The sequence below is a fragment of the Acetobacterium wieringae genome, assembly GCF_023700225.1.
Classification (GTDB): domain Bacteria; phylum Bacillota; class Clostridia; order Eubacteriales; family Eubacteriaceae; genus Acetobacterium; species Acetobacterium wieringae.
In genome coordinates, this window is record NZ_CP097897.1 from 2,778,294 (window position 1) to 2,799,458 (window position 21,165).

Below are 21,165 nucleotides of genomic sequence, written 5' to 3' on the forward strand. Positions count from 1 at the left end.
GGAGAAAATGCCTCATTGGCTTATTTTTATCACACGATTGAGTTGACGTTAGTTTACCCTAATTATTAACATTTGTCAATAACATATTGTGAAATTAGTATAAAAATCATATCCCTGCCCCAAATCTAAATATCTAAGCCCCAGCAGTACAGATATTACGATGCAGTTGATTTGAGTAAAATAGATGGACCGGTTCATTGTAGAGACGGCTTAACAAATCTTCGGATAAATACTGATCCACCACGCCGATTTCAAAGACCCCCGAGCGATTAAGCACCCCGACTCGACCACCAATAAAAAACACCTGATCCGGATTATGGGTTGTCATAATAATGCCATAGCCGCGATCCGACAATTTTTTAACCAGCTTCATGGTTCTGATCTGATTCCCGAAATCCAGATGGGCGGTGGGTTCATCCAGTAAAATAAAGTCCGGTTCCTGGGCAATGGCTCTGGCAATGGTTACCAGCTGTCGTTCCCCACCGCTTATCTGCGTATAGGCTTTGCTCCTAAGATGGGTGATCCTGACCAGTTCCATGGCTTCTTCAATCATCCGCTGATCCTGATGCCCCAGTTTTTTAAAGGCACTTAAATAGGGGGTTCGGCCCATGGCAACAAATTCTTCAACGGTAAAGGCATAGGTCGGCTGGTGGATCTGGGGCACATAGGCAACCCGCTTAGCAAACTGGCACAGTGTCAAATCTTTAATATTATCCTTTTCTAAAAAGATTCCCCCTTGTGTCGGCTCACTCAGATTGCCGATGCAATTCAGCAAGGTCGATTTTCCAGCACCGTTGGGCCCCAAGATGGTGAATATTTCGCCCTTTTTCAGACTGAAATCAACCTCTGTAAAAATCTGTTTGCCGTTGGGATAGGCAAAGCCCAGTTTAGCGATCCTTAAATTCATGACAGATTCATCCTCTCTTTTTTTAACAGATAAAAATAGAATGGCGCGCCAATCAAACCGGTTAAGATACTCAGCGGCAGTTCGGCGCTGGTGATGGTTCTGGCAATGGTGTCAATCATCAGCAAAAAGATTCCTCCCAAAACGAAAGAAACCGGCAATAATTTCATATTGTTGGGGCCGACCATCAATCGCCCCAGATGCGGCACCACCAGACCAACCCAGCCGATTGTTCCGCTGATACAAACAGAACTGGCCGTTAACAAGGTGGCACCGATAATGACAATCCGTCGGGTGGTTTTCACATTGATCCCCAGGCTTCGGGCTTCCGTCTCGCCTAATGACAACACATTGATTTTCCAACGCAGAATCATGATAATAATGATTGCCACAATCATCGCCGGTGCCACCATCAGGATACTCTTTGGCAACACCTTGGCAATACTGCCCATCTGCCAATAGGTTATTTCAGCCAGTTCGGTTTCCGGATCAGCAATATATTTGATGATCCCCATGATTGAGCTCATCAATCCCCCGACAATAATCCCTGACATCACCAGCATCATATTGGAACTGTTTTTAATCAGCTTCGGTGCCGTTGTTGTCAACGCCACCGCCAGAATACCGCCGACAAAGGCGCCAATCTGAATACCGAAGGTGCCAATCCCGATTAAAATCGCAATGGCGGCTCCGACACAGGCGCCGGAAGACACCCCCAGTAAATCCGGGGAAACCAGGGGGTTTTGAAAAACCCCCTGATACACCGCCCCCGACAAGGCCAATGAACCACCCACCAGAATCGCTGCTACTACCCGGGGGAAACGCAGCGTCATGACCACACTCTCCACATTTGCGTCCCCAACTTGCGGCAGCGGTAAAATGTTAGCCGCCAGCACATGGATGACTTCTGGTATTGAAATGGGAAAGCGTCCCATGCATAATGAAACAATCACCAGGGCTCCTAAAATAACGACTAGCAGCACCAGCAAAGCTGAAAAATTCAAGCGTTTTTCTTTAAGACTGATATTTTTTAACATTTATAACAACTTTCTGATTTTGCGATTGGCCGACTTAATTATTTGCATCGACTTTCAAAATCGTATCAATATTTTCATCGGTCAGATCATAGGAAAAGAACGCTTTATAAAAGGCTTTCAGATCTTTACGGAGATCGTAATCTTTAAATAACTCCGGTTGTTGAATACTTCCCATCCACTTAAGCATCAGTGGTGTTTCCACACAGGGGGCATCATAACGCAAGATTCCGACTGGTGTTTTATAAACCCGGTGATTTTTTACTGCATCGATGTTACTCCAATCCTGACCTTCTATTTTATTTTGATACAGGTCTTCTGGCATTGTTTCATCAAAATTTGACAGATAGATGATTTCCGGATTCCATTCCATAATTTGCTCCATATTCACTTCTGACCATTTTTTATCGAGTCCGGATGCAACATTGACGCCACCGGTTAATTGAAGCAGATAATTATTGATATTTTTTGCCCCGGCCACGCTGAGTTTACTGTTCTGTAAATACAACACTTTCTTTTTTGTCACGGTATCAAGTTTTGCTTTTTTGTCGATAAAATAATTTTCGACTTCGGTATGATAAGCCGTCAGTTTTTCAGCTGCTTCTTCTTTACCCAAGACCTGACCAACCAGCAGCAAATCTTTTTTTAAGTCGTCTAGGTTTTCTGCATAATTCAGCATGACCGGGGTAATCCCAACCGATTTTAATTGTTCCGCTTCGGCTGTCTGATCATTCCAGATAAAGGCGATCTCCGGCTTTAAGTTCATCAAGGCTTCGATATTGATGGCAAAGTCTTTGGTGATTTCAGCGGTTGAAATAGCGGCAAAAGCCGGATCAAGGGTGGGCATGAAGCTGGCCTTATATTGAGCCATTGCGCTGGGATTAATCGATACGATCCGCTCGCTGCCGCCGTCAATGGTCCACATCGCTGACGCCCAGGGAATCGGGGTAATGGCAACCTTGGTGATGGTTTCCGGTAATTGCACCTCATTACCACCTTGATCCACTACCGCTGTCCGTTTTTCGGGTGTTTTACTTTCCGACTCCTTGGTCTGACTGCCACAGCCAGCCATGGCGATACACATAATCAGACTGATACAGATAACCAATAACACTCTTTTTTTCATCTCTTCTACTCCTCAGTATTTTTATTTTATTCTTAATTTAAGCCGTTACTTCATTTACAAAGAAACGCTTTAAATAAGCATAGCCTGTTTGTCCCATGTATTGATACTCCAACTCTATATACGTATTACCGCTGAGGCTGGGATAGGGCATGGGAATAAATTGATATGACATCATGTTGATTCTATTTTGATAAAGCGGATCAGCAATGATGTGGGTAACCGTCATTTGCGATAATTCCTGATCCGTAATTTTGCTTGCCCGAATGGTTGGAATCCCAAAATCATTTGAGATCGCTGTTTCAAGCTGATCCAGGATTTCATTTTCGCCCAGTAGCAGCACTCGAATGTTCGGGAATGGCTGCGGCTCGTTATTTACGTAATAGGATTCCGGGATCGCTGTTTTTAACAATGCGCCAACGGCTTTCAGCCATTGATTAAAACCTTCAAGGCCGATCGGCATCGCAAAATGATAAGGTATTGCAAACATCTCCGCCATCCATTTTGCCAAACTCAGACCGTGCCTGGAAAAAACGAGATTCAACTCAGCTTCTGCTGCCGTTTTAAACGAATCCAGACTCTCGTAACCGAGAAAGCAGACCGTATAGCCCAGGGATGTCAGGCAGGTTTCAATTTCATGAAAGTGTTGCCTTTTGCCAAATAAAAATGGATTATAGCCAATAAGATTGATCCGTTTTTTGCGGGTTTCAACTTGTTTAAGCGTCGCTTTGGCGATTTTTAACAGGGCCTTGGCTACCCCTTCTTCGGCGGTCTGAAAACCGTTGGTCTCAATCCTAGCGGTTGTCGTAAACAGATCACAGCCTTGTAAAGAATGATCATTCATCCCGGTCATATAGGTAACCGGTGTGCCAATGGATAGCAATAATTCACTCTCTTTGGTTTGGTGGTACATTTGAAAGTGCTTTGTAATGGCTTCACCGATGTCATTTGTGCAGCCATAAACCGCCTGCAAGTCATCAAAGCGGGAAAAAATAAACGGATTGTGATTCAATTTATCAATGGAACTGGGACAGTTTGCGCAGCCGGAGCCGGTCATCAAAAACTGACAAACAGCCGGATCATCGGGGAATAAAGAAAGTACTCCCGTATAATCTGCGGCCAGCGGGGCAACTCACAAACCGCTTCATTTTTTGAGAATACCAGCGGCTGGGTCTTAACAAAGTCCGCGATTTTTACTGCAATCTTATCCAAACGTTGGGAGGGGCTGGTTTTTCGTTTCTCCATGGGACCACGTTTGAAAATCTCGACCGGTATCTGCCGGGGATTATCAAGTTCCTGAACCATCCTGTCAAAATCAGTTTGGCAAAGCAGATCGGGGCATGAAACATAGAGAATAATACCCTGATAGCAGGTTTTTTGTAACGCCGCTGCAACAACTCCTTTGATTTTTTCCAGATAATCGCCAAAGGTGTAATCCAATGCACTAATAGGAATGAGTTTGAGCTTGGACAAGTGCCCACATTCCAAAGCCCTGAAGTATAAAATGCGAATACAGGCTGGCGGTCCGATGGCTACTACTAAGGTGTCCGGTATCGCAAAAATTCGTTTGGCCAATTCCATATCACCTAAATTATAGACCGACGCTTCAATGGTAATACTGCTCATCTGCTGATTTCCTGGTTCTTTGCGGAAACAAAATCAAAGAGGGCTTCCATTGCGTCATCATCAAGGGGACGGGAATTACAGGCTGGAACCTCCCAAAACAGATCCTTCCCCAAGGTCTTAATAACCTGTGAAAGGGAAGCCTGAGGATCGGCCTCAATCATGGTATTTCTTTGATACTCGGCCAGCTTAATCGCCTGGTTTTGTTCAATTGAGGCAATCAGACGGCTGTCGGTCATTTGGATAAACTGATCAACCACCTCTTTATCGGTTTGAGACATCCAACGATTATGGATAAAACCGCCAAATAGTTTTTGGGCCGGGGTTTCGTAGTGCGCAATGCCCTTTAAAATATTATTGGCGGCGTACAACGACATAAATTCCGACGAGGTCACAATATAAACCGCATCAACACATTGCCTACGCATCGGAATCGAAAAACCACCACAGACCACATCACCCAGCACATCATAGACAATCAGATCCCAGTCCATCGTAAAGACGTCCAGCTTTTCCAGGGTCTCGATCACCGCCGAAATACCCATCCCGGCACAACCAACCCCTGGTTCCGGGCCGCCGGCTTCAACACAGGTGACACCGTAGACCCCCGTAAACAAAATATCTGCTTGATTCAGCTGCTCCCCTTTTTCCTTGAGTGTTTTCAAGACGGTGGGAATCCGTCGCTTCATCAGAATCCGGGTCGAGTCCGATTTTGGATCACAGCCGATATGGAGGACCTTTTTACCAGCCTTTGACAGCGCTGCCGATACATTGGCAGCAATCGTCGATTTACCAATCCCGCCCTTGCCATAAAATGCGATCCGTTTGTTGTCTAGATTCATTTTCCCTCCAATAAAAAAAACTCTTCTGAATTATTAAACAGAAGAGTTTTATTATAAAAAATAAATTCCTCGCCCAATAATCCGTTAGGCTTGGTTATCACAAAATATAGAAGCATCCTGGCTTAAGATCATCGCCGGCTGTAACAACTTCCCAGAAATTTCTTTCCAGTGTTGATCAATTTACAGCGGCTCACTTTTACAGTGGCGGTACCGCATCGGATTTTAACCGATTTTCATACTACACTTTGTTATTCAATTGAGACGTATTATATCACAAGTAAGAAGCTCAAACAATTAGCCCAGGTCTTCTAATTTCCAATTGCCAGCTATCAATATTTTTGATAGTATAGGAATAAAAAACCGGAGGAACGCGATGATTTCACTACAAAACATGAAATATATGATCGAAATTTCAAGGCATCAGTCGATTTCGGCGGCAGCCAAAGCGCTTTATATTTCCCAATCCACCTTATCGACTGCAATCAAGGAAGTGGAGCTAAGCCTGGGTATTCAATTATTCAAGCGGAACAGTCGCGGCGTTGAATTAACCTATGAAGGTCAGGATTATCTGAACCATGCCCGGGATATCGTCGAACAGGCCGAATATCTGGAACGACGTTACCAGCATCAGAAATCGATCCCGATGCGCTTTTCCGTCTCCACCCAGCGGCTGCCCTTTTCGACCATGTCGTTTATCAAGATCATCGATGAAATCGGCTTGGATCGCTATGATATTGCCATTCGGGAAGGTCCAACCCATGAGGTCATCCACGATGTCGCCACCCTGCCGCAGCGAAATCGGCGTCATGTGCATCAATGATCATTACCTGAATACGATGCAGAAGCTTTTGGATACCAGTAATCTCGCTTTTCATATTCTGGGGAAAATCAAATCCTATGTTTTTCTTAGAAAACTGCATCCCCTCGCCCAAAAAGACTCACTCACTCTTGATGAGCTGAAACCCTACCCCTTTGTAACCTATGATCAGGGCGACGACAATCTGCTTCATTTTTCCGAAGAAATTTTGTTCAATGAAATCCTCGATAAAAATATACATGTGATTGACCGCTGCACCAAAATCGCCCTGGTTCGCGGCACCGATTGTTTCAGTATCGGTCCGGATCTGACCAACAGTGATGGTGACAAGATGCACTCAAAATTAAACGAGATTCAGGCAATCGAGTTTTCAGAACACAATCAGATTTTACACGCTGGTTATATCATGCGCCGTGAACACACATTAAGCACTATTGGGATACGCTATATAGCTACTCTAGAAAATAAAATAAATTGTATGACAATCTAAAAAACTGGATACAAACTGTATCACAGATATAGCTTGTATCCAGGTCATTTTTACAAAAGCAACTTCTAATTCAGACAAAGAAATGTTTTCTAATGGATTACTGTGGTTTATTTCTTTTTCCCGGAAATAATATACATTTCATCCGTATCAACAAGAATGTCAATATCAAATGCGGCTTTAAAGTAATTGGACTCGGTCATCGCATCTTTTAGCGAAGCTGAAACTTTTCGGACTTGATCTCCAGAATGTCTACCATTAATTGTTTCTTTGCTTTCACTGTGAGCAATCATAAAACGACCCTGAGAATTCAAACTCTCAGCAAGATGCCGGACAAACCCTTCCTTATCCCAAAAGTGAGGATATGCACTATAGGCGATTGCAAAATCAAATCCAGTTTGATCGAACTCGTAAAAATTAGCCACTTGAAATCGAACCTGATTGTCATCATGATTTTTTTGCGCCTGTGCGATCATTAATTCTGAAAGATCGATAGCCTTAACTTCAGTAGGTTCCGTCTTTAGTAAATGCGGTATCAGCACCCCAGTCCCGGTAGCAATATCCAGAACACGACTATCTTTCTTAATATTTGCCAAAGTTAGAATTGCCGATATTTTTTCGGAATCATGATGGCACATCGTGTCCCACTTATTTGCAATGCTATTAAAATATTCTTTCGTTGATTGACAATGATTCATTGGAACACTCCTATGCACTTAATTTTATCGGCTGTGTAACAACACGACCTTTTTCCAAAGCAATGACCAATAATGGGACAATGATGATTTGCAGTATAATGCCGGGTATCGACGTCACAAAAGCTCCGGTTAAAAAGAGTTGTAATCCGTATTCTTTTCCCGCCATACCATAAAAAAGAGTCGAAGCAAGACCTGAAACGATGCGCCCTGCCAGCATGGAACCAATTAAAGCAATATAGATATTCAAATTAAATTTCCGGTACAAAAGACCCGTTAAAGCGCCATAAGCCGCAAGTTCAAACATCATCGTTAATCCCACCGGAAAAATGGGCGGCATCCCGGTTAAAATTGAAGACAATAAGGGCGTGATGACCCCACAGATCAAACCATACTGCCACCCAAAGCAAAGACCACAAAGTAAAACGGGAATATGCATAGGTAAAAATACGGTACCAGCTCCAATGGCGTGAAACAACTGAGGAAGTAAGAGCCCTAAGGCCATACAAAGACCTGTTCCTACAAGATTTTTTGTTTTTGAATGATTCATAACAATACCTGCTTTCAATTTTTTCAAAAAAAGCCAACAAAACACAACTTCTTTCAAGAAGTATATGCCTTATTGGCTTATTTTATAACACGATTGAGTTGACGTTAGTTTACCCTAATTAATAACATTTGTCATAATTAGTTTGTTTTTTATGATTTTACAAACGGTTTATTAAACTCGACTCCCCGTCTGAGCTGGGACATCCTGATTGGCAAATTCCGGCACGAACAACGGATCTGATTGTTCACTTTTTTCCAGTGTCTTAACGATCGGATCCAGCCAATTATTCTCAAATAACTCAATCAGCCCTTTATCACAGCCGCCAGCCAGCGAAGAATCAATCGGCATTTTGGCGACAACATCGATGCCATACTGTTTGGCCACTTCTTCAATCCGACTTTCGCCAAATAAGTAGTGCTTTTTGTCGCAGTCCGGACATTCAAAGTAAGACATGTTTTCCACCAGACCAATTACTGGTATGTTCATCATCTTGGCCATGTTGACGGCTTTGGCAACAATCATCGAAACCAACTCCTGGGGTGAGGTGACAATAATAATACCATCCACTGGCAGCGATTGAAATACCGTTAATGGCACATCGCCGGTTCCTGGTGGCATATCGACAAACATATAGTCGACATCGCCCCAGATGACATCGGTCCAGAACTGCTTAACCGTGTTGGCAATAATCGGGCCGCGCCAGACTACCGGATCGGTATCATTTTCCAGCAACAGATTAATTGACATGATTTCAATCCCGGTTTTACTGGTGATCGGAAACAATCCCAATTCTGAAGGCATGGCTTTTTCTTTGATGCCAAAGGCTTTGGGAATCGACGGACCGGTAATATCGGCATCAAGAATGGCGGTATTATAACCCTGTCGCTTCATGCTTACCGCCATCAGCGAGGTTACCATCGATTTACCAACGCCACCCTTGCCACTGACGACACCAATAACTTTTTTTATCTTGCTTAGTTCATGAGGCTGCTCGGAAAAATCAACTTTTCGATCGGCACATTCTTCGCCGCAAGTCCCACAGGATTGACTACACTCTTCACTCATAAAAATTCTCCTCTTTCAATTGTTTGCTTGATCTTTTAAATCTGCGTTTGATCGCAACGGCCATTGCCCCGACGTTTGCGGCAGCGGCTGCAGCCGTAGGTTTCCAAGCCTTCTTCGCACAGCTTGTAATTTCCGCCTTCGATCTTTAAGACATTGCCGTTAACCAACGCATCGGCCAGTTTTTTGCGGGCATCGTTATATATTTTTTGAACCGTTGTTCGTGCCACATGCATACTTTCGGCACATTCTTCCTGAAGCAGCCCTTCCAGGTCAATCAGACGGATGGTTTCATACTCCTCAACCGTCATCGTAATGACACCCTCTTCTGTATTTTTGGCGTTAAGGGGTCCAAATAAATCCGTTTCCGGCAAACAACAGACTTTTTTCCATTTTACAGGTCTGGACATCGCTTAATACTCCTTATCAAAACTGTTTTTATAAGGGCTTAGTGCTGACATTCATGGCCCGCTTCGTGGGCATGACACATTTCGCCAGAATCCATTACAGATCCGGCCAACCAGCTCAATGCCACTTCTTTGACATCCCCGGAACATCCCCGAACCACTTCGATGCCTGAACGACTCAAGACATTGACTGCCCCTTCACCCATATTGCCAGCAAGCAACAGACTGACACCCATTTCGGCCAGCGTCGTGGCAATGTTGGATTTACAACCGCAACCTTGTGGCGAGGCAATGATCTCCTGACTTAAAATCTCTTTGCTGCTGTCATCAATGGTAAACACTGTATAATACTCACAGTGACCAAAATGGCCATCAATATAATTCTCACGCGTTGGTAATGCAATTTTCATAATCTTCCTCCAAATTATCGTTACGGATTGATTCGCATTGTTACTGACATATGCGATTAACAAAAACATTATAATACATTAACAGCATATGTCAATAACGTTCTTAATTTGACCGATACTTTTTAAGGCATTTAAATAAAACGATACCCTATGAATCAATCCAGATTTTGTTGTTTTGGAGGTACTGCAATAATTAACTGACCTATATTATTGACCACACTCGTCATGATGTTGATGCTCATGGCAGACCGAACCGGTAGATTTCAATTCTCCCAACAAATAACGATCAACTAGATCTTCTGCTTTTCCCTGGGCACCGGTAATGACTTCAATATTTTTTTCATTGAAAATATCAACTGCCCCGCCGCCCATGCCGCCGGAAATAATGACATTGACGCCCTGATCATTTAAGAATAGGGGTAAAAACCCTGGTCGATGCCCCGGATTGGGAACTGCTTCAGTTTTTACCACCTTGCCATCTACTGTATCATAAATCATAAAACTCTCACAATGTCCAAAATGTCCTGAAACCATACCATTATCACTTGCTACTGCTATTTTCATTATATCTTCTCCGTTTTCTTTTTAATTTTGTTCAATTTTTTAATAATTTTGCATAAGTATTCACTTATAACACTATTTGCATCGTCTTGTTAAATACTTCCTGGGCAGCCAAGCCCGCATCACATACGATATCCACAATGGTCAAGCCCTGATTGATAGCTTTAACAGCATTTTCATCATAAGGAATGTTACCCATATAGGGAATGCCCTGTTCTTTACAATACGCAATAATCGCTTCAGTTTTTTTCAAATTGGTATCGAATTTGTTGACACAGACAGCGGTTTTCGTATGAAAGGTCTGTGCCGTTTTAATGATCCGTTCCAAATCACTGATCCCGGAAACCGATGGCTCCGCAACAATCAGCACCAAATCCACCCCACTGATCGATGCAATCACCGGACAACCAATTCCCGGTGATCCGTCAATGATGGCCAAGTCAGCACCGACATCAACCGCTTTCATTTGCTTCTTCACTTCGGTGACCAGCATCCCCGATGTCCCGCTGCCCATTTTAAGCAAAGCGGTGGAAAAGAGACTGTCTTTATTGTCATACAGCATCAGTTCACCGGCAATATGGGGTTTTAGAGTGATCGCCCGGACTGGACAAACCATTTCACAGACACCGCAGCCTTCACATGCGAACGAATCAACCCGATAACTGCCATCATTGACTGAAATCGCCTCAAAACGGCAATGTTCCAGGCAGCGATGGCACTTGGCACACAGCGTTGGATTGATTTCGGCCTTTGGCATCCCGAAAAAATCTTTAACCTGGGGCTTTACCGACTGCTTTAAAACCAGATGCAAATTAGGCGCATCGACATCACAATCCGCGTATACTTTTGCCTGGGCCATCTTGATAAATGCACTGGCTAGGGTTGTTTTTCCGGTACCACCTTTACCGCTAAGAATGAGTAACTGTTTCATGTTCCACCTCCTTAACGACTGTTTTTTGCAACTCCGAGAATAAACCATAGTATTTTTCGCTTTTTGCCGCAATTTCCCCATCAGAATTAATTGCTCCCAATTCACTTTCAAAAGGAATCTTACTTAATACCGTGATCTGATTGTCGTTGCAAAACTGTTCAATCAGATTTTCACCGGCCATCCATTTATTGATGACAACACCATGGGGTTTATTAAACAGCTTCACCAGCTGATAAACCAGGGCCAGATTGTGCAGGCCAAATACTGTCGGTTCTGCCACTAAAATACAATAATCAACGTCCCGGATGCTTTCCATCACAATGCAGGCACTGCCAGGCGGACAGTCAATCAATGTCATCTTTTCTTCGGCTGCTATTTTATTCAGCAGTTCTTTGATAATGGGTATTCCCGATGCTTCACCCGTATTTAACATACCGGAAATCACCTTGACCTCTTCGGAAATACCGCTATTTATTTTTCCAATGACCTTGTCCTTTTCGGTCAAAGCGTGGCTCGGACAAAGCATGATGCAACCCCCGCATGAGTGACAAATATCATCAAAAACAATTAACTTGTTGATAATGGCGGCGAGGGCGTTGAATTTACAAAAGTCGACACATTTCCGGCACCCCAGACAAAGATCTTCGTCAACAACAGGTATTTTGATGCTGACCTTTTCCTTCTTTATCTCGACCGGTTTAAAAAACAAATGTCCGTTTGGCTCTTCGACATCACAATCGACATAAACGGAATTGTTCGCCACAGCTGCCAGATTAACCGCTACCAGCGTTTTGCCGGTTCCACCTTTGCCGCTGAGCACTGCTAATTTCATTTACTCATCAACCTACTTTCTATGGCTTTCAAGGCTGCTTCCACTGATGTTACATCACCCAGAATTGCCAGACAAATGATATGTTGTGGACAAACCCCTGAGATTTCAGTGACAACAACGTCAGACGTTTTTTCGGCAATGTCACTGGCTACCAGCATTCTGACCACATCCCCCTGACACAAACCAACCGCCGTAAACTCATTCTGAAGGATTTGCGCAACGATTTTCTTGTCGCCAACTTTGCGTGAAATAATACCAAGGGTTCCCTGGGATACTCCATTAATCAATTGCGTTTTCATAGTTTAGTTTCCGCCAACGCCATGAAACCCTGCGTGAAACTGGTCGAGGACAGCCAGTTTGTTATCCATATACGCATCGATGTTATTCTGAATCGAGCCCAGCGTGCTTTTATAAATTTCCAGTTTCGTCGCTTTAAAAACCTCAGCGGCGTTTTCACCACATCGTGGAGTGATTAAGATATCAGCGTGGCTATCGACAACGATCTGGGCCGCTTTAACCCCCGCCCCGCCAGGACTTCTGGCGGCAGCATTTTCAATGAAATCACCCATTTTTGTCGTGGTCTCATAAATGTAAAAATAGGGAGCTCTTCCGAAAGACATGCATACTTCGCTCGCCAGAACTTTTTCATCTGCAGGTATTGCTATTTTCATTAAATTCTCCTTTTTTATTATTGACATATGTTTTTATCACTTATGATTATACCTCTTTAAAAACATATGTCAATAACTATTTGAATTTAATTACTCGCCTTAAGCTTCCCGATTTTGCTAACCTAAGTAAGTGGTGTCATTCCTGTTGGTGCAATTTTTGTCCTTCAATATATGCTGCCATTATCGCTGCTGCATTCTCCACCAACGCTTCACAGGGCCGATTTTGATAGTATACTGCGGTTCGCTGCTCCGGAACCGGACTATCCTTGCCTGCTCCCAGTCCCAGTAATTCCCGGCAGATGATCGACTGGTTTTTGTCCTCAAATTGTTTGGCTAGCTCCTGAATTCGCTGATAATGGGCGGTTTTTCCGGACTGATCCTGGGGATCGCTGTAGCCGTAAAGCAAACCTGCCACCATAAACATCCCGGTCACTGCACCGCATACCTCTCTAAGTCTTCCCATTCCCGCACCGAAGGATGAGCTAAGCCTGGCGGCCGTTTTAAAGTCCAGGCCACACTCATCGCTAAACGCCAGAAAGACAGCTTGTGAACAATTATATCCTTGTCGGAATAAATCCTTTGCCAACTTGCGATGTCTTGTATTTAAATTTTGATGTGATTTTGCCCCTATCAACTCGGCTTGTTGATTCTCTTTTTCCATTTCAAATTTTTCCTTTCTCGCCTTAACACTGATCTTCGATCAACGCTGTATTCCGCTTTTTATAAGTATTATAGGCTATAATAAACATATGTCAATAACTATCGCCGTGATTTCTCATCATGATAAAATTATTCAACGCTATAGCAAGCCCGCCGCAAAAATGATATGATATGTAATTAATCAGGCTGTCGATTAAAATTATTTTTATTTTGATCAGTATGTTACAATAACCAGAATATTTAGAAATGCCAGGGAGAGTAGCTATGCAAACATGTTTTAGTTGTGGAATTAGTCTTGAAGACGATGATGTTTATGAAGTCAAAGGAAAAATTTTTTGTGATGATTGTGCCATGGGTCAACATAAGGTGACTCAGACCTGCGACCCCAGTGCCGTTCACAGTGCCAAACTCGATCGCAAAAACTCCGGCCAGACCGGCATTGACGGATTAACCGATCTGCAAAAGAATCTCTACTTATTTATGAAAGATTGCGGTGGTGTAACCATGCCGCAATGCGTCGAAAAATTTGGCTTAACGCCGGATGAAATCAGCACCAATATGTCCGTCCTGCGACATCTCGAGCTGGCCAAGGGGCAAAAGCGAGCGGATGGGGTCTATTTTGTTGTTTGGGAAGCCTGATTATTTTAGAGCCCCATCTTTTTGCGGTGCGGATTTCGAATAAGCGATCCGCTGACCGGATTACTCGAAATCCGGCTTTAAAGACAGTAATTAAAGCATCCTTATATGCAGAAAAAACCCTATATTTTAGGGTTTTTTCTGTGATAAGCTATTGTTTAATGGTGATGGTCATGATCGCCACCACAACCATCGGTACCTTCAATGTTTCTGATGAGCTTTAGGTCACGTTTCTTCATTAAACCAAGGGCTTCCATGCCCGTCTTGCCAGACCCCAGAAAACGGGTAATACAGGCATCAGCCAGGATCTCAAAGGCCTGCGGATCACTGATTGCTCCGGTGATGATCCCTTCGCAATTTAGGTCAATTACTTTTTGCGCCAAGCTTTCTGCCGAAAAATCATGGCAGTTTTCAATTGCACTCACACTTAAATTCGTGGTATCGACCACCAATAAATACTTCCCCGTCTCAAACTGCTGTGAAACCTTGCTTTCCAGCGTGTTACCGTCCATCGCCATTGCTAAATACATTTTTACGCCACCCTCCTTTTTCCAGCTCTCATTTTTTGTTGTTATCACTCATTTTTTCGCCATATGGCAGCTCGAAGGCTTCGTTTTGCGGAATTTGCAGATATTTGTACGCTAATTGAGCGGTTGTTCCTACCATTTTCATACAGTGAAGCCGACGGTCTTTTCCATTCCAATCTTCAAACGGCTCACAGATTCCACGACAGGTTGCCCCACCATTGGCTTTGCAGAACTCGCCAACCAGATTGTTATAACGTCGGTAATATTTTTGTCCGACTTCCGGGCCACGTATCTCAGCATCGATGCTCCAGGGATCCTTGCGCCCATAAACCGCACTGTTTGCCATCACGGCAGCTGACAAAGCGCCACAGGTTTCACCGACAAGGCCGATGCCACCACCAAAACCGGTACACATCGCAATCGTTTCCCGGGGAACATCCAGAACCCCCGCACGAAGTAAGGCATCGTAAACACTTTCTGCGCAATTTAAGCCACTCTTGAAATTCTCGATTGCATAATCATTGACCAATTGACTCTTATTTTCTTCCATCTTCATTTCCCCCGCTCTTTCCTTATTTTTTGCATTGCGTAACTGAATTGATCCTGCTATACAATATTATATGCTATAAATAGCATATGTCAATAATGGAATTGATTAAATCGAAGTCCATCCCGTATTGATCACTTAACAAAAAAAGATACAAGTCACCACGCTTGTATCCTGAAATGATGCTATTGATTAATTCTAACTCCAACGTCAATGGGTTTGGCACTGTAGAGACAGGTTGTCACAATACCATTGACCTGGGTGCTGGCATAAGCGGAAATATTCGTCTCATTGATGCCGCCCGCTGCCAGCAACACAACGCCAGGAAATTCACTGCGCAACTGCTTAACCGCTGCGCTCAGATCTTCGACCGTCAGCTTATCAAACTGGATTCCATCTACCCCGGCCTGGCAAAGATCAATTGCCTGGGACAAAGTGGTGGCTTCGACAATAATTTTCTTTTCACAGCATTCCGCTTTGAGCTCCGGCATTTTTTTTAGCAGACCATCAAACCCGCCAATAAAATTCAGATGCTGTTTAAAAATAAGAATCGTTTCCGATAAACCCAACCGATGGGGCATGGCCCCGCCGGACATAATCGACTTGATCGCCAATGCCTTGGTTCCGGGAAATCCCTTCCGGGTTGTCAAGATCGCTGTGTTCGGACTGACACTCTTGGCCATATCCACCATTTTTCGGGTTTTGGTGGCAATTCCCGAACAATTATCAAGAATATTCTGACCCACCTTCCAGGCTTTATGTAAATCTTCGGCCCGTCCCGTGCCGGTAATCAGTTCGTCACCGGCACTGACTTTCTGCCCTGAAGCCACCATCGATTCTGTTTTGATATGTAATCGCTCAAAGACCGAACTGACTTCTTCGGTGCCACAGACAACCGCATCTTCCCGGGTAAAATAAGCAATTTTTCCCGGCTGTTCCCTGACCCCCAAAACCCAGCTGGTCAAATCAATATAGGGAACGTCCTCATTAATTAACTGGTCAATCTCGTTGATTGATATAAATGACATCTTTTTTCCTCCGTTTCAGGTGATTATTTTGAATGCTTTGCCTTCGATTGTTTCGATGCTGTCTTTGATAGTATCGTTGATGATCCGCTGCTCGTCAAATAGAATTGTAACGGACTGATAATCATCGCTGACCTCAACCTGACTGATACCATCCTGTTGTAGTAATACTTCCGTAATTTTCTTGACACATTTGGGGCACATAATTCCGTCTACCGCAAACACTTGCTCTTTCATTCGTGCACGCTCCTTTCATAATTGCTACCCAGAAACTGATTGATTTCTTCATCCTGACACCGCTCGAATAAGTCGGTACTTTTTCTGATAGCTTTTAATTCGCCATTGACCATAATGCCGATTCGGTTGGCCATGCGCTGGGCTTCATTGAAATCGTGGGTCACAAATAGAATCGTACACCCGAAAATGTCATGAATTTTATTAATCTGATCATACATGTTTTCTTTAGTTGCCGGATCCAGAGATGAAAAGGGTTCATCCATCAAAAGCAGCTGCGGGTTTAAAATCAAAGCCCGGGCCAGTGCTGTTCGCTGTCGTTCGCCACCACTTAAGGTTCCGGGATATTGTTTTAGAATATGGCCGATGGATAATATTTCCGCCATTTTATCGACTCTTTCTTTTTGAACGCCTTTGTCTATCTTGCGGATTTTTAAGCCATAGGTAATATTATCAAAAACAGTCATATGGGGAAACAAACCAAAGTCCTGATAGACAAATCCGATATTTCGCTTTTCCAGCGGTACATCGATGACGGGGATCCCCTGAATCATTACTTTTCCGGAAAATTTCCGGTAAAATCCTGCGACCGATTCAAGCAAAACGGTCTTACCCGACCCGGTTCTGCCTAAAACCGCAAAGATCTCTTTCTCACCGATGTTTAAGTTGATCTGATTCAACTTGAATTTTCCCAGTTGGACGGAGTAATTGTTAATTTCAACCATTGCATTTACCATCTATTCACATCCTTCATCCGGCTTTCTTGCTTATTTTTTCGACCGATCCAATTCGTCAGAAACAAAGACAGCAGCGAAATGATCAGAATCACTGTCGCCGAAGCCATTGAGGCTCCGGTATCACCAGTCGCCAGATTCAAATATATCGATGTCGTCAATGTTTCGGTTTTCATCCGCGTCGCACCGACTAGCATCAGGGTCGCGCCAAACTCGCCTAAGGCTCTCGACCATGTCAGAATAATCGTTGAAAGAATACCATTTCGGGCGAGGGGCAGGGTAATGGTGATAAATCGCTCCCACTTTGTCGCTCCCAGACTACCGGAGATAAATTCCAGCCGCTCATCAACTTCTTCAAATGCCGTACGAATAAAACGAATGGCAAACGGTAAATTGACAACTGTCTGGGCGATAATAATCCCGTTTTTATCAAACACGACTTTAAACCCCAGTTCTTTTAAAGCTTTTCCAAAATCCGAGGAGAAAATAATCAATAGACTGAGTCCTAAAACGAGATAGGGCATCGACAGCGGCAGTTCAATTATCATTTGACATGCCCTTTTAAATGGAAATACGGTCCGGGTTAATGCATAAGCAGTCGGTATCGCCAGCAACATACAAATAAGCGTCGCAATACTGGCTGTATATAAGCTTAGCCTGATGGAGAACCGTACTTCCTCTGAATAAAACGCGGCCCCTAAATAAGGGATCCCTTTAAGTACAATTGCCAATATCAACGCCGTCGTAAAGATAATGACAATAAAGGTAATAATAATGGTCAGGATTTCAAAAAAATCAAAGGTTGATATTTTCCCTCTCATACCAACAGTCTAGTTGAGTACTTCGTAACCGTTTTTTTCCCAAATCGTCTTGACCGGATCCGAATCCAGATAGGTCATAAACGCCGCCAGCGCTTCTGTATTGGCACTGCTGCTTAATTTAGCTGCCGGAACTGTTTTTACATACGCATTGAGGTCTGGGGTATTGACAATTTCAGCATTGGCTGGCACATTTTCTTTCCAGACAATAATTGCATTGCATTCGTCCACCGACAGGGCGTTGGCTATTTCCGGGGCTGTTGCAGCCCGGGCAACGACGTTCACATTGTTTAAAATGCCCAGGTCGGTTAAGGCTTTATTGGCGATCTTACCAATCGGTGTCGCTTCACCATCCCCCAATACGACTTCGACCCCGGCCCCGGTTAAGTCGTTTAAGCCAGTGATGCCAAGCGGATTGCCGCTTTTTACCGCTAACACCGGAATGTGTTTAACCAGATCGATGCTTTCGCTCACCTTATCCTGAACCGGTTTGAGCTCATCAGCCGAGCCAGCAATAAACAAATCACCTTCGCCAGTTGTCTGAATCTGATTCTGGCTTTGAGCGGCGTTGGCATAAACCACCTGGATATCACAACCGGTTTCTGCTTTAAACTGATCGGCAATCTCACCAAAGGGTTTGGTCATCCCGGCTCCGCAGTATACAAACAGTGTTTGACCATCAAGGCTTTTTGTCGTATCAGCCTTTTCTTCGGCCTGACTTGAATTGCTGCCACAACCCGACACCAAACCGAGTAGTGTTCCCATTACCAATAAAATCGCTAACCATTTTCCTCTACGTTTCACTCAACTTCTCCTTTTGATTCGCTTAGTATTGTTTTGTTTTGTTATGAATGTTATTATATTGTATACCCTTCTTTTATGTCAAGAAATCATTTCGGTTAAATTCACTTCGCTGTTTAACACTGTTTTGTCTAGCTTAAAATGGGTAAAATTAAAAAGGTAGTATTTAATACCTTGTGGGAAAGGGGGTGTCAAAATGAAATTAAGTGCAAGAAACCAGTTGAAAGGAAAAATTGTTGCAATTGAAGATGGTGCGGTGAGCGGGATCGTGAAAATTGATATTGGAAATGGCAACATTATTTCAGCAACAATTTCCATGGCGGCAATCAAAGATCTTGGATTAGTCGTCGGCGGTGATGCAACTGCGGTCATCAAAGCAACATCGGTTATGGTTATGGTTGACTAGACGAATCTCAATTCAAAACACAGAAGCGGATAGCAATTCCGTTTCTGTGTTTTAGCGTAGCTGATCCCAGGATATTAGGGATATTCGCAAACAAAACATTTCCTTTGTTATCGATCCGTTACCATTTTTTCAAAACTCTTTTAATTTCCGGTAAGGAATTCTCATGATTTGCAAATAAGCTTTAAATTCAGTTATTGTCTCTAATCCAAGGATCTTTACCTTCATCTTGAAAAAAACAATAATAGACTTGATTAACACCCATTTTTAGTTTATTATTGGCATAGAAAAGCATTTACAAAAGGAACGCGGTGAAAATCTGCGACAGTTTCTTTGCTACTGTAAGGAGAATATGGACGTATTCAGTCATTGGGAAAACCGAGAAGGCTGGGTGCAGAAAGTCCCTCCAAGTCAGGATATTTTTGTAAACGCATCATCTGTTTGAAGCTTCAAAGAAGGCTGCAAAATGTGAGCAGAAAACGAAATGACGTTCTCCTTTAATTGATGACGTCACCGAAATAGTCCCGCATTTGTAAACCTTTTTTTGAAAAGGTTTTTTTATTTTTGCAGAAATGAAAAAACTGAACACTCAAGAAAAGAGGAAAAAAATGAAAGACGTTGTTATCAAAAAGATTCCCATTGGAACAGATATTGAAAAATTACTGGGAAAGAAGCCCCTTGAGGCGGATTCCTCTGCCTATGAAGAGTACAGCTATGCTGCGAATATTTTAAGCCAACGGTTTAAACCCCGGGCCATTCTAAAAGAATGTCCGGTCAAAACAACCACCGGCAACACGATTCTGATCGGCGACCACGTATATAAAAGTAAGATCCTGAAACATCTCTTGTCGGACAACCAAAAGGTGTTTTTGTACCTGTTGACCATCGGCGACATGCCAACCAACCTCATTCAGACCGAAAAATATCTGGTAAATTCGCTTAAACTTCCCGTTATGACTTCCGCAATGCGATATCTGAAAAATACGATCCAGCTGGAGCAAAGCTTTGATAAAATCGGAATGGTCAATCCCGGACTACTCCCGGACTGGTCGATTGAGGCCAATCAGATTATCTTCAATACCTTTGGTAACACCACCAAAAGCATCGGTATGGAAATAACCAAATACAGCACCATGCGCCCGCTTTACAGTTCTTCCGGCATTCTTTTTGAAGATTTATTGGATTACTGCGAGTGTCAAACCTGCCCCATCGATGCCTGCATCGGCCGGGAAGCACGTTTTGTCCAATCAGCCTAACGGAGGATTTTTATGGCAAATAATAAAAACCGCATCGCTCTGATCGGTCGGATTGGCAGTGGCAAAACCACCTTATTCCAACGGCTGACCAATGAATTGATCACTTATGGCAAAACTCAGCAGGTCAGTTATTCTGACCATTTTATTGACACTCCCGGCGAATTTGTTGAACTACCCTGTTTTCGACCCCAGGCCATCAATGTGACCTGTGATGCCGGACTGATCGTCCTGATTAATTCCAGTACCGATCATCAAAACTCGGTTCCGCCCAATTTTGTCTGTACCTACAACATCCCGGTGATCGGGGTCATCACCAAGATCGACCACAGGCATAGCGATCTGAAACGCAGTCGTCGTTACCTGACTTATGCAGGTATCCATCCGGATAAGATTCATCCGGTCAGTGCCCTCACCGGTGAAGGGATCACTGAGCTTAAAGCGGTTATTCAGAAATATGTCACTTTTGAAATCTAAGTGAGAAAGCACACAATCACTTGAATGATAAAGCTACCCACTGATATTACCCCAGGCAGACAAAATCCCTATTTGACCAGCCAAATAGTATTTTCTGCCTG

At 43.5% G+C, this 21,165-nt stretch carries 30 protein-coding genes and 2 riboswitches; of the genes, 6 read left to right on the forward strand and 24 right to left on the reverse strand.

Annotated elements, in window-relative coordinates:
- Positions 1-133: 133 nt before the first annotated feature.
- Genes CHL1_RS13595 through CHL1_RS13620 form a run of 6 tightly spaced genes read right to left on the reverse strand, consistent with a single transcriptional unit; the run spans position 134 to position 5,526 of the window.
- On the reverse strand, positions 134-907 hold the full coding sequence (locus CHL1_RS13595; protein WP_148636665.1) for an ABC transporter ATP-binding protein: 774 nt from the start codon (positions 905-907) through the stop codon (positions 134-136).
- On the reverse strand, positions 904-1,941 hold the full coding sequence (locus tag CHL1_RS13600; protein WP_148636664.1) for a FecCD family ABC transporter permease: 1,038 nt from the start codon (positions 1,939-1,941) through the stop codon (positions 904-906). The genes CHL1_RS13595 and CHL1_RS13600 overlap by 4 nt, the downstream gene beginning before the upstream one ends.
- Before the next feature lie 34 nt (positions 1,942-1,975).
- Positions 1,976-3,064 carry an ABC transporter substrate-binding protein gene (locus tag CHL1_RS13605; RefSeq protein ID WP_250933442.1) on the reverse strand — a complete coding sequence of 363 codons (1,089 nt, stop codon included), beginning with the start codon at positions 3,062-3,064 and terminating at the stop codon, positions 1,976-1,978.
- Between the two features lie 37 nt (positions 3,065-3,101).
- Positions 3,102-4,118 carry a nitrogenase component 1 gene (locus tag CHL1_RS13610; protein ID WP_250933444.1) on the reverse strand — a complete coding sequence of 339 codons (1,017 nt, stop codon included), beginning with the start codon at positions 4,116-4,118 and terminating at the stop codon, positions 3,102-3,104.
- Positions 4,118-4,687, reverse strand: coding sequence for a hypothetical protein (locus CHL1_RS13615; RefSeq protein WP_250933446.1), 570 nt, complete (start codon positions 4,685-4,687; stop codon positions 4,118-4,120). The genes CHL1_RS13610 and CHL1_RS13615 overlap by 1 nt, the downstream gene beginning before the upstream one ends.
- Positions 4,684-5,526, reverse strand: coding sequence for a nucleotide-binding protein (locus CHL1_RS13620; RefSeq protein ID WP_070372445.1), 843 nt, complete (start codon positions 5,524-5,526; stop codon positions 4,684-4,686). The genes CHL1_RS13615 and CHL1_RS13620 overlap by 4 nt, the downstream gene beginning before the upstream one ends.
- Positions 5,527-5,617: 91 nt before the next feature.
- A riboswitch (cobalamin riboswitch) is annotated at positions 5,618-5,812 on the reverse strand.
- A gap of 87 nt (positions 5,813-5,899) precedes the next feature.
- On the opposite strand from CHL1_RS13620, the gene CHL1_RS13625 reads away from it, so the two are divergent.
- Positions 5,900-6,346, forward strand: coding sequence for a LysR family transcriptional regulator (locus CHL1_RS13625; RefSeq protein WP_250933448.1), 447 nt, complete (start codon positions 5,900-5,902; stop codon positions 6,344-6,346).
- The gene (locus tag CHL1_RS13630) at positions 6,300-6,833 is read left to right on the forward strand and encodes a type 2 periplasmic-binding domain-containing protein (protein WP_250933450.1); all 534 of its coding nucleotides are present in this window, start codon (positions 6,300-6,302) and stop codon (positions 6,831-6,833) included. The genes CHL1_RS13625 and CHL1_RS13630 overlap by 47 nt, the downstream gene beginning before the upstream one ends.
- Before the next feature lie 107 nt (positions 6,834-6,940).
- On the opposite strand, the gene CHL1_RS13635 is transcribed toward CHL1_RS13630, so the two are convergent.
- From CHL1_RS13635 to CHL1_RS13685, 11 genes are all read right to left on the reverse strand, one after another.
- Positions 6,941-7,528, reverse strand: a complete 588-nt coding sequence (locus CHL1_RS13635) for a class I SAM-dependent methyltransferase (protein WP_070372443.1) — start codon at positions 7,526-7,528, stop codon at positions 6,941-6,943.
- A 10-nt stretch (positions 7,529-7,538) separates the two neighbouring features.
- The gene (locus CHL1_RS13640; RefSeq protein WP_250933451.1) at positions 7,539-8,075 is read right to left on the reverse strand and encodes an ECF transporter S component; all 537 of its coding nucleotides are present in this window, start codon (positions 8,073-8,075) and stop codon (positions 7,539-7,541) included.
- A 171-nt stretch (positions 8,076-8,246) separates the two neighbouring features.
- Positions 8,247-9,140: an Mrp/NBP35 family ATP-binding protein gene (locus tag CHL1_RS13645; protein ID WP_250933453.1), complete on the reverse strand. Its 894-nt coding sequence runs from the start codon at positions 9,138-9,140 to the stop codon at positions 8,247-8,249.
- Between the two features lie 35 nt (positions 9,141-9,175).
- Entirely contained in the window at positions 9,176-9,547 is a 372-nt protein-coding gene (locus CHL1_RS13650; RefSeq protein ID WP_250933455.1) for a DUF134 domain-containing protein, read from the reverse strand.
- Positions 9,548-9,585: 38 nt separating this feature from the next.
- A complete protein-coding gene (locus CHL1_RS13655) occupies positions 9,586-9,954 on the reverse strand; it encodes a NifB/NifX family molybdenum-iron cluster-binding protein (RefSeq protein WP_148636655.1) in 369 nt (122 codons plus the stop codon).
- A gap of 207 nt (positions 9,955-10,161) precedes the next feature.
- On the reverse strand, positions 10,162-10,521 hold the full coding sequence (locus CHL1_RS13660; protein WP_070372439.1) for a NifB/NifX family molybdenum-iron cluster-binding protein: 360 nt from the start codon (positions 10,519-10,521) through the stop codon (positions 10,162-10,164).
- 61 nt (positions 10,522-10,582) lie between these two features.
- Entirely contained in the window at positions 10,583-11,446 is an 864-nt protein-coding gene (locus CHL1_RS13665) for an ATP-binding protein (RefSeq protein ID WP_250933457.1), read from the reverse strand.
- Positions 11,424-12,278, reverse strand: a complete 855-nt coding sequence (locus CHL1_RS13670; RefSeq protein ID WP_250933459.1) for a nucleotide-binding protein — start codon at positions 12,276-12,278, stop codon at positions 11,424-11,426. Before CHL1_RS13670 ends, CHL1_RS13665 begins: the two co-directional genes overlap by 23 nt.
- Entirely contained in the window at positions 12,275-12,577 is a 303-nt protein-coding gene (locus tag CHL1_RS13675; RefSeq protein ID WP_070372436.1) for a BMC domain-containing protein, read from the reverse strand. Before CHL1_RS13675 ends, CHL1_RS13670 begins: the two co-directional genes overlap by 4 nt.
- 3 nt (positions 12,578-12,580) lie before the next feature.
- The gene (locus tag CHL1_RS13680; protein WP_148636650.1) at positions 12,581-12,949 is read right to left on the reverse strand and encodes a NifB/NifX family molybdenum-iron cluster-binding protein; all 369 of its coding nucleotides are present in this window, start codon (positions 12,947-12,949) and stop codon (positions 12,581-12,583) included.
- Positions 12,950-13,085: 136 nt separating this feature from the next.
- Entirely contained in the window at positions 13,086-13,610 is a 525-nt protein-coding gene (locus CHL1_RS13685; RefSeq protein WP_250933461.1) for a C-GCAxxG-C-C family protein, read from the reverse strand.
- 263 nt (positions 13,611-13,873) lie between these two features.
- Here CHL1_RS13685 and CHL1_RS13690 point away from each other — a divergent pair, with 263 nt between their 5' ends.
- A complete protein-coding gene (locus tag CHL1_RS13690; RefSeq protein ID WP_250933463.1) occupies positions 13,874-14,248 on the forward strand; it encodes an LIM domain-containing protein in 375 nt (124 codons plus the stop codon).
- Between the two features lie 155 nt (positions 14,249-14,403).
- Here CHL1_RS13690 and CHL1_RS13695 read toward each other — a convergent pair whose 3' ends face one another.
- From CHL1_RS13695 to CHL1_RS13725, 7 genes are all read right to left on the reverse strand, one after another.
- A complete protein-coding gene (locus tag CHL1_RS13695) occupies positions 14,404-14,775 on the reverse strand; it encodes a NifB/NifX family molybdenum-iron cluster-binding protein (RefSeq protein ID WP_250933465.1) in 372 nt (123 codons plus the stop codon).
- A gap of 28 nt (positions 14,776-14,803) precedes the next feature.
- Positions 14,804-15,322 (reverse strand): C-GCAxxG-C-C family protein, encoded by a 519-nt coding sequence (locus CHL1_RS13700; RefSeq protein WP_243134735.1) that lies wholly within the window; start codon positions 15,320-15,322, stop codon positions 14,804-14,806.
- Between the two features lie 182 nt (positions 15,323-15,504).
- Positions 15,505-16,347, reverse strand: a complete 843-nt coding sequence (gene modD, locus CHL1_RS13705; RefSeq protein WP_070372430.1) for a ModD protein — start codon at positions 16,345-16,347, stop codon at positions 15,505-15,507.
- Positions 16,348-16,362: 15 nt separating this feature from the next.
- Positions 16,363-16,581, reverse strand: coding sequence for a heavy-metal-associated domain-containing protein (locus tag CHL1_RS13710; RefSeq protein ID WP_250933467.1), 219 nt, complete (start codon positions 16,579-16,581; stop codon positions 16,363-16,365).
- Positions 16,578-17,315, reverse strand: a complete 738-nt coding sequence (locus CHL1_RS13715; protein WP_148636636.1) for an ATP-binding cassette domain-containing protein — start codon at positions 17,313-17,315, stop codon at positions 16,578-16,580. The genes CHL1_RS13710 and CHL1_RS13715 overlap by 4 nt, the downstream gene beginning before the upstream one ends.
- Positions 17,309-18,133, reverse strand: coding sequence for an ABC transporter permease (locus tag CHL1_RS13720; RefSeq protein ID WP_250933469.1), 825 nt, complete (start codon positions 18,131-18,133; stop codon positions 17,309-17,311). Before CHL1_RS13720 ends, CHL1_RS13715 begins: the two co-directional genes overlap by 7 nt.
- A 9-nt stretch (positions 18,134-18,142) precedes the next feature.
- Positions 18,143-18,934, reverse strand: coding sequence for a substrate-binding domain-containing protein (locus tag CHL1_RS13725; protein WP_250933471.1), 792 nt, complete (start codon positions 18,932-18,934; stop codon positions 18,143-18,145).
- A gap of 193 nt (positions 18,935-19,127) precedes the next feature.
- Here CHL1_RS13725 and CHL1_RS13730 point away from each other — a divergent pair, with 193 nt between their 5' ends.
- The 3 genes from CHL1_RS13730 to CHL1_RS13740 all read left to right on the forward strand — a co-directional run bounded on the left by CHL1_RS13730 (position 19,128) and on the right by CHL1_RS13740 (position 21,064).
- A complete protein-coding gene (locus CHL1_RS13730) occupies positions 19,128-19,337 on the forward strand; it encodes a TOBE domain-containing protein (protein WP_070372426.1) in 210 nt (69 codons plus the stop codon).
- Positions 19,338-19,596: 259 nt separating this feature from the next.
- Positions 19,597-19,771: riboswitch (cobalamin riboswitch) on the forward strand.
- 171 nt (positions 19,772-19,942) lie between these two features.
- Positions 19,943-20,590: a hypothetical protein gene (locus CHL1_RS13735; protein ID WP_250933473.1), complete on the forward strand. Its 648-nt coding sequence runs from the start codon at positions 19,943-19,945 to the stop codon at positions 20,588-20,590.
- A gap of 12 nt (positions 20,591-20,602) precedes the next feature.
- Entirely contained in the window at positions 20,603-21,064 is a 462-nt protein-coding gene (locus CHL1_RS13740) for a EutP/PduV family microcompartment system protein (RefSeq protein ID WP_228880947.1), read from the forward strand.
- Positions 21,065-21,165: the final 101 nt, after the last annotated feature.

Bases quoted from the DNA above. Each gene is read 5' to 3' on its own strand.
- CHL1_RS13595 (WP_148636665.1), bottom strand. From the start codon at position 907: ATGAATTTAAGGATCGCTAAACTGGGCTTTGCCTATCCCAACGGCAAA.
- CHL1_RS13600 (WP_148636664.1), bottom strand. From the start codon at position 1,941: ATGTTAAAAAATATCAGTCTTAAAGAAAAACGCTTGAATTTTTCAGCT.
- CHL1_RS13605 (WP_250933442.1), bottom strand. From the start codon at position 3,064: ATGAAAAAAAGAGTGTTATTGGTTATCTGTATCAGTCTGATTATGTGT.
- CHL1_RS13610 (WP_250933444.1), bottom strand. From the start codon at position 4,118: ATGACCGGCTCCGGCTGCGCAAACTGTCCCAGTTCCATTGATAAATTG.
- CHL1_RS13615 (WP_250933446.1), bottom strand. From the start codon at position 4,687: ATGAGCAGTATTACCATTGAAGCGTCGGTCTATAATTTAGGTGATATG.
- CHL1_RS13620 (WP_070372445.1), bottom strand. From the start codon at position 5,526: ATGAATCTAGACAACAAACGGATCGCATTTTATGGCAAGGGCGGGATT.
- CHL1_RS13625 (WP_250933448.1), top strand. From the start codon at position 5,900: ATGATTTCACTACAAAACATGAAATATATGATCGAAATTTCAAGGCAT.
- CHL1_RS13630 (WP_250933450.1), top strand. From the start codon at position 6,300: ATGTCGCCACCCTGCCGCAGCGAAATCGGCGTCATGTGCATCAATGAT.
- CHL1_RS13635 (WP_070372443.1), bottom strand. From the start codon at position 7,528: ATGAATCATTGTCAATCAACGAAAGAATATTTTAATAGCATTGCAAAT.
- CHL1_RS13640 (WP_250933451.1), bottom strand. From the start codon at position 8,075: ATGAATCATTCAAAAACAAAAAATCTTGTAGGAACAGGTCTTTGTATG.
- CHL1_RS13645 (WP_250933453.1), bottom strand. From the start codon at position 9,140: ATGAGTGAAGAGTGTAGTCAATCCTGTGGGACTTGCGGCGAAGAATGT.
- CHL1_RS13650 (WP_250933455.1), bottom strand. From the start codon at position 9,547: ATGTCCAGACCTGTAAAATGGAAAAAAGTCTGTTGTTTGCCGGAAACG.
- CHL1_RS13655 (WP_148636655.1), bottom strand. From the start codon at position 9,954: ATGAAAATTGCATTACCAACGCGTGAGAATTATATTGATGGCCATTTT.
- CHL1_RS13665 (WP_250933457.1), bottom strand. From the start codon at position 11,446: ATGAAACAGTTACTCATTCTTAGCGGTAAAGGTGGTACCGGAAAAACA.
- CHL1_RS13670 (WP_250933459.1), bottom strand. From the start codon at position 12,278: ATGAAATTAGCAGTGCTCAGCGGCAAAGGTGGAACCGGCAAAACGCTG.
- CHL1_RS13675 (WP_070372436.1), bottom strand. From the start codon at position 12,577: ATGAAAACGCAATTGATTAATGGAGTATCCCAGGGAACCCTTGGTATT.
- CHL1_RS13680 (WP_148636650.1), bottom strand. From the start codon at position 12,949: ATGAAAATAGCAATACCTGCAGATGAAAAAGTTCTGGCGAGCGAAGTA.
- CHL1_RS13685 (WP_250933461.1), bottom strand. From the start codon at position 13,610: ATGGAAAAAGAGAATCAACAAGCCGAGTTGATAGGGGCAAAATCACAT.
- CHL1_RS13690 (WP_250933463.1), top strand. From the start codon at position 13,874: ATGCAAACATGTTTTAGTTGTGGAATTAGTCTTGAAGACGATGATGTT.
- CHL1_RS13695 (WP_250933465.1), bottom strand. From the start codon at position 14,775: ATGTATTTAGCAATGGCGATGGACGGTAACACGCTGGAAAGCAAGGTT.
- CHL1_RS13700 (WP_243134735.1), bottom strand. From the start codon at position 15,322: ATGGAAGAAAATAAGAGTCAATTGGTCAATGATTATGCAATCGAGAAT.
- modD (WP_070372430.1), bottom strand. From the start codon at position 16,347: ATGTCATTTATATCAATCAACGAGATTGACCAGTTAATTAATGAGGAC.
- CHL1_RS13710 (WP_250933467.1), bottom strand. From the start codon at position 16,581: ATGAAAGAGCAAGTGTTTGCGGTAGACGGAATTATGTGCCCCAAATGT.
- CHL1_RS13715 (WP_148636636.1), bottom strand. From the start codon at position 17,315: ATGGTAAATGCAATGGTTGAAATTAACAATTACTCCGTCCAACTGGGA.
- CHL1_RS13720 (WP_250933469.1), bottom strand. From the start codon at position 18,133: ATGAGAGGGAAAATATCAACCTTTGATTTTTTTGAAATCCTGACCATT.
- CHL1_RS13730 (WP_070372426.1), top strand. From the start codon at position 19,128: ATGAAATTAAGTGCAAGAAACCAGTTGAAAGGAAAAATTGTTGCAATT.
- CHL1_RS13735 (WP_250933473.1), top strand. From the start codon at position 19,943: ATGAAAGACGTTGTTATCAAAAAGATTCCCATTGGAACAGATATTGAA.
- CHL1_RS13740 (WP_228880947.1), top strand. From the start codon at position 20,603: ATGGCAAATAATAAAAACCGCATCGCTCTGATCGGTCGGATTGGCAGT.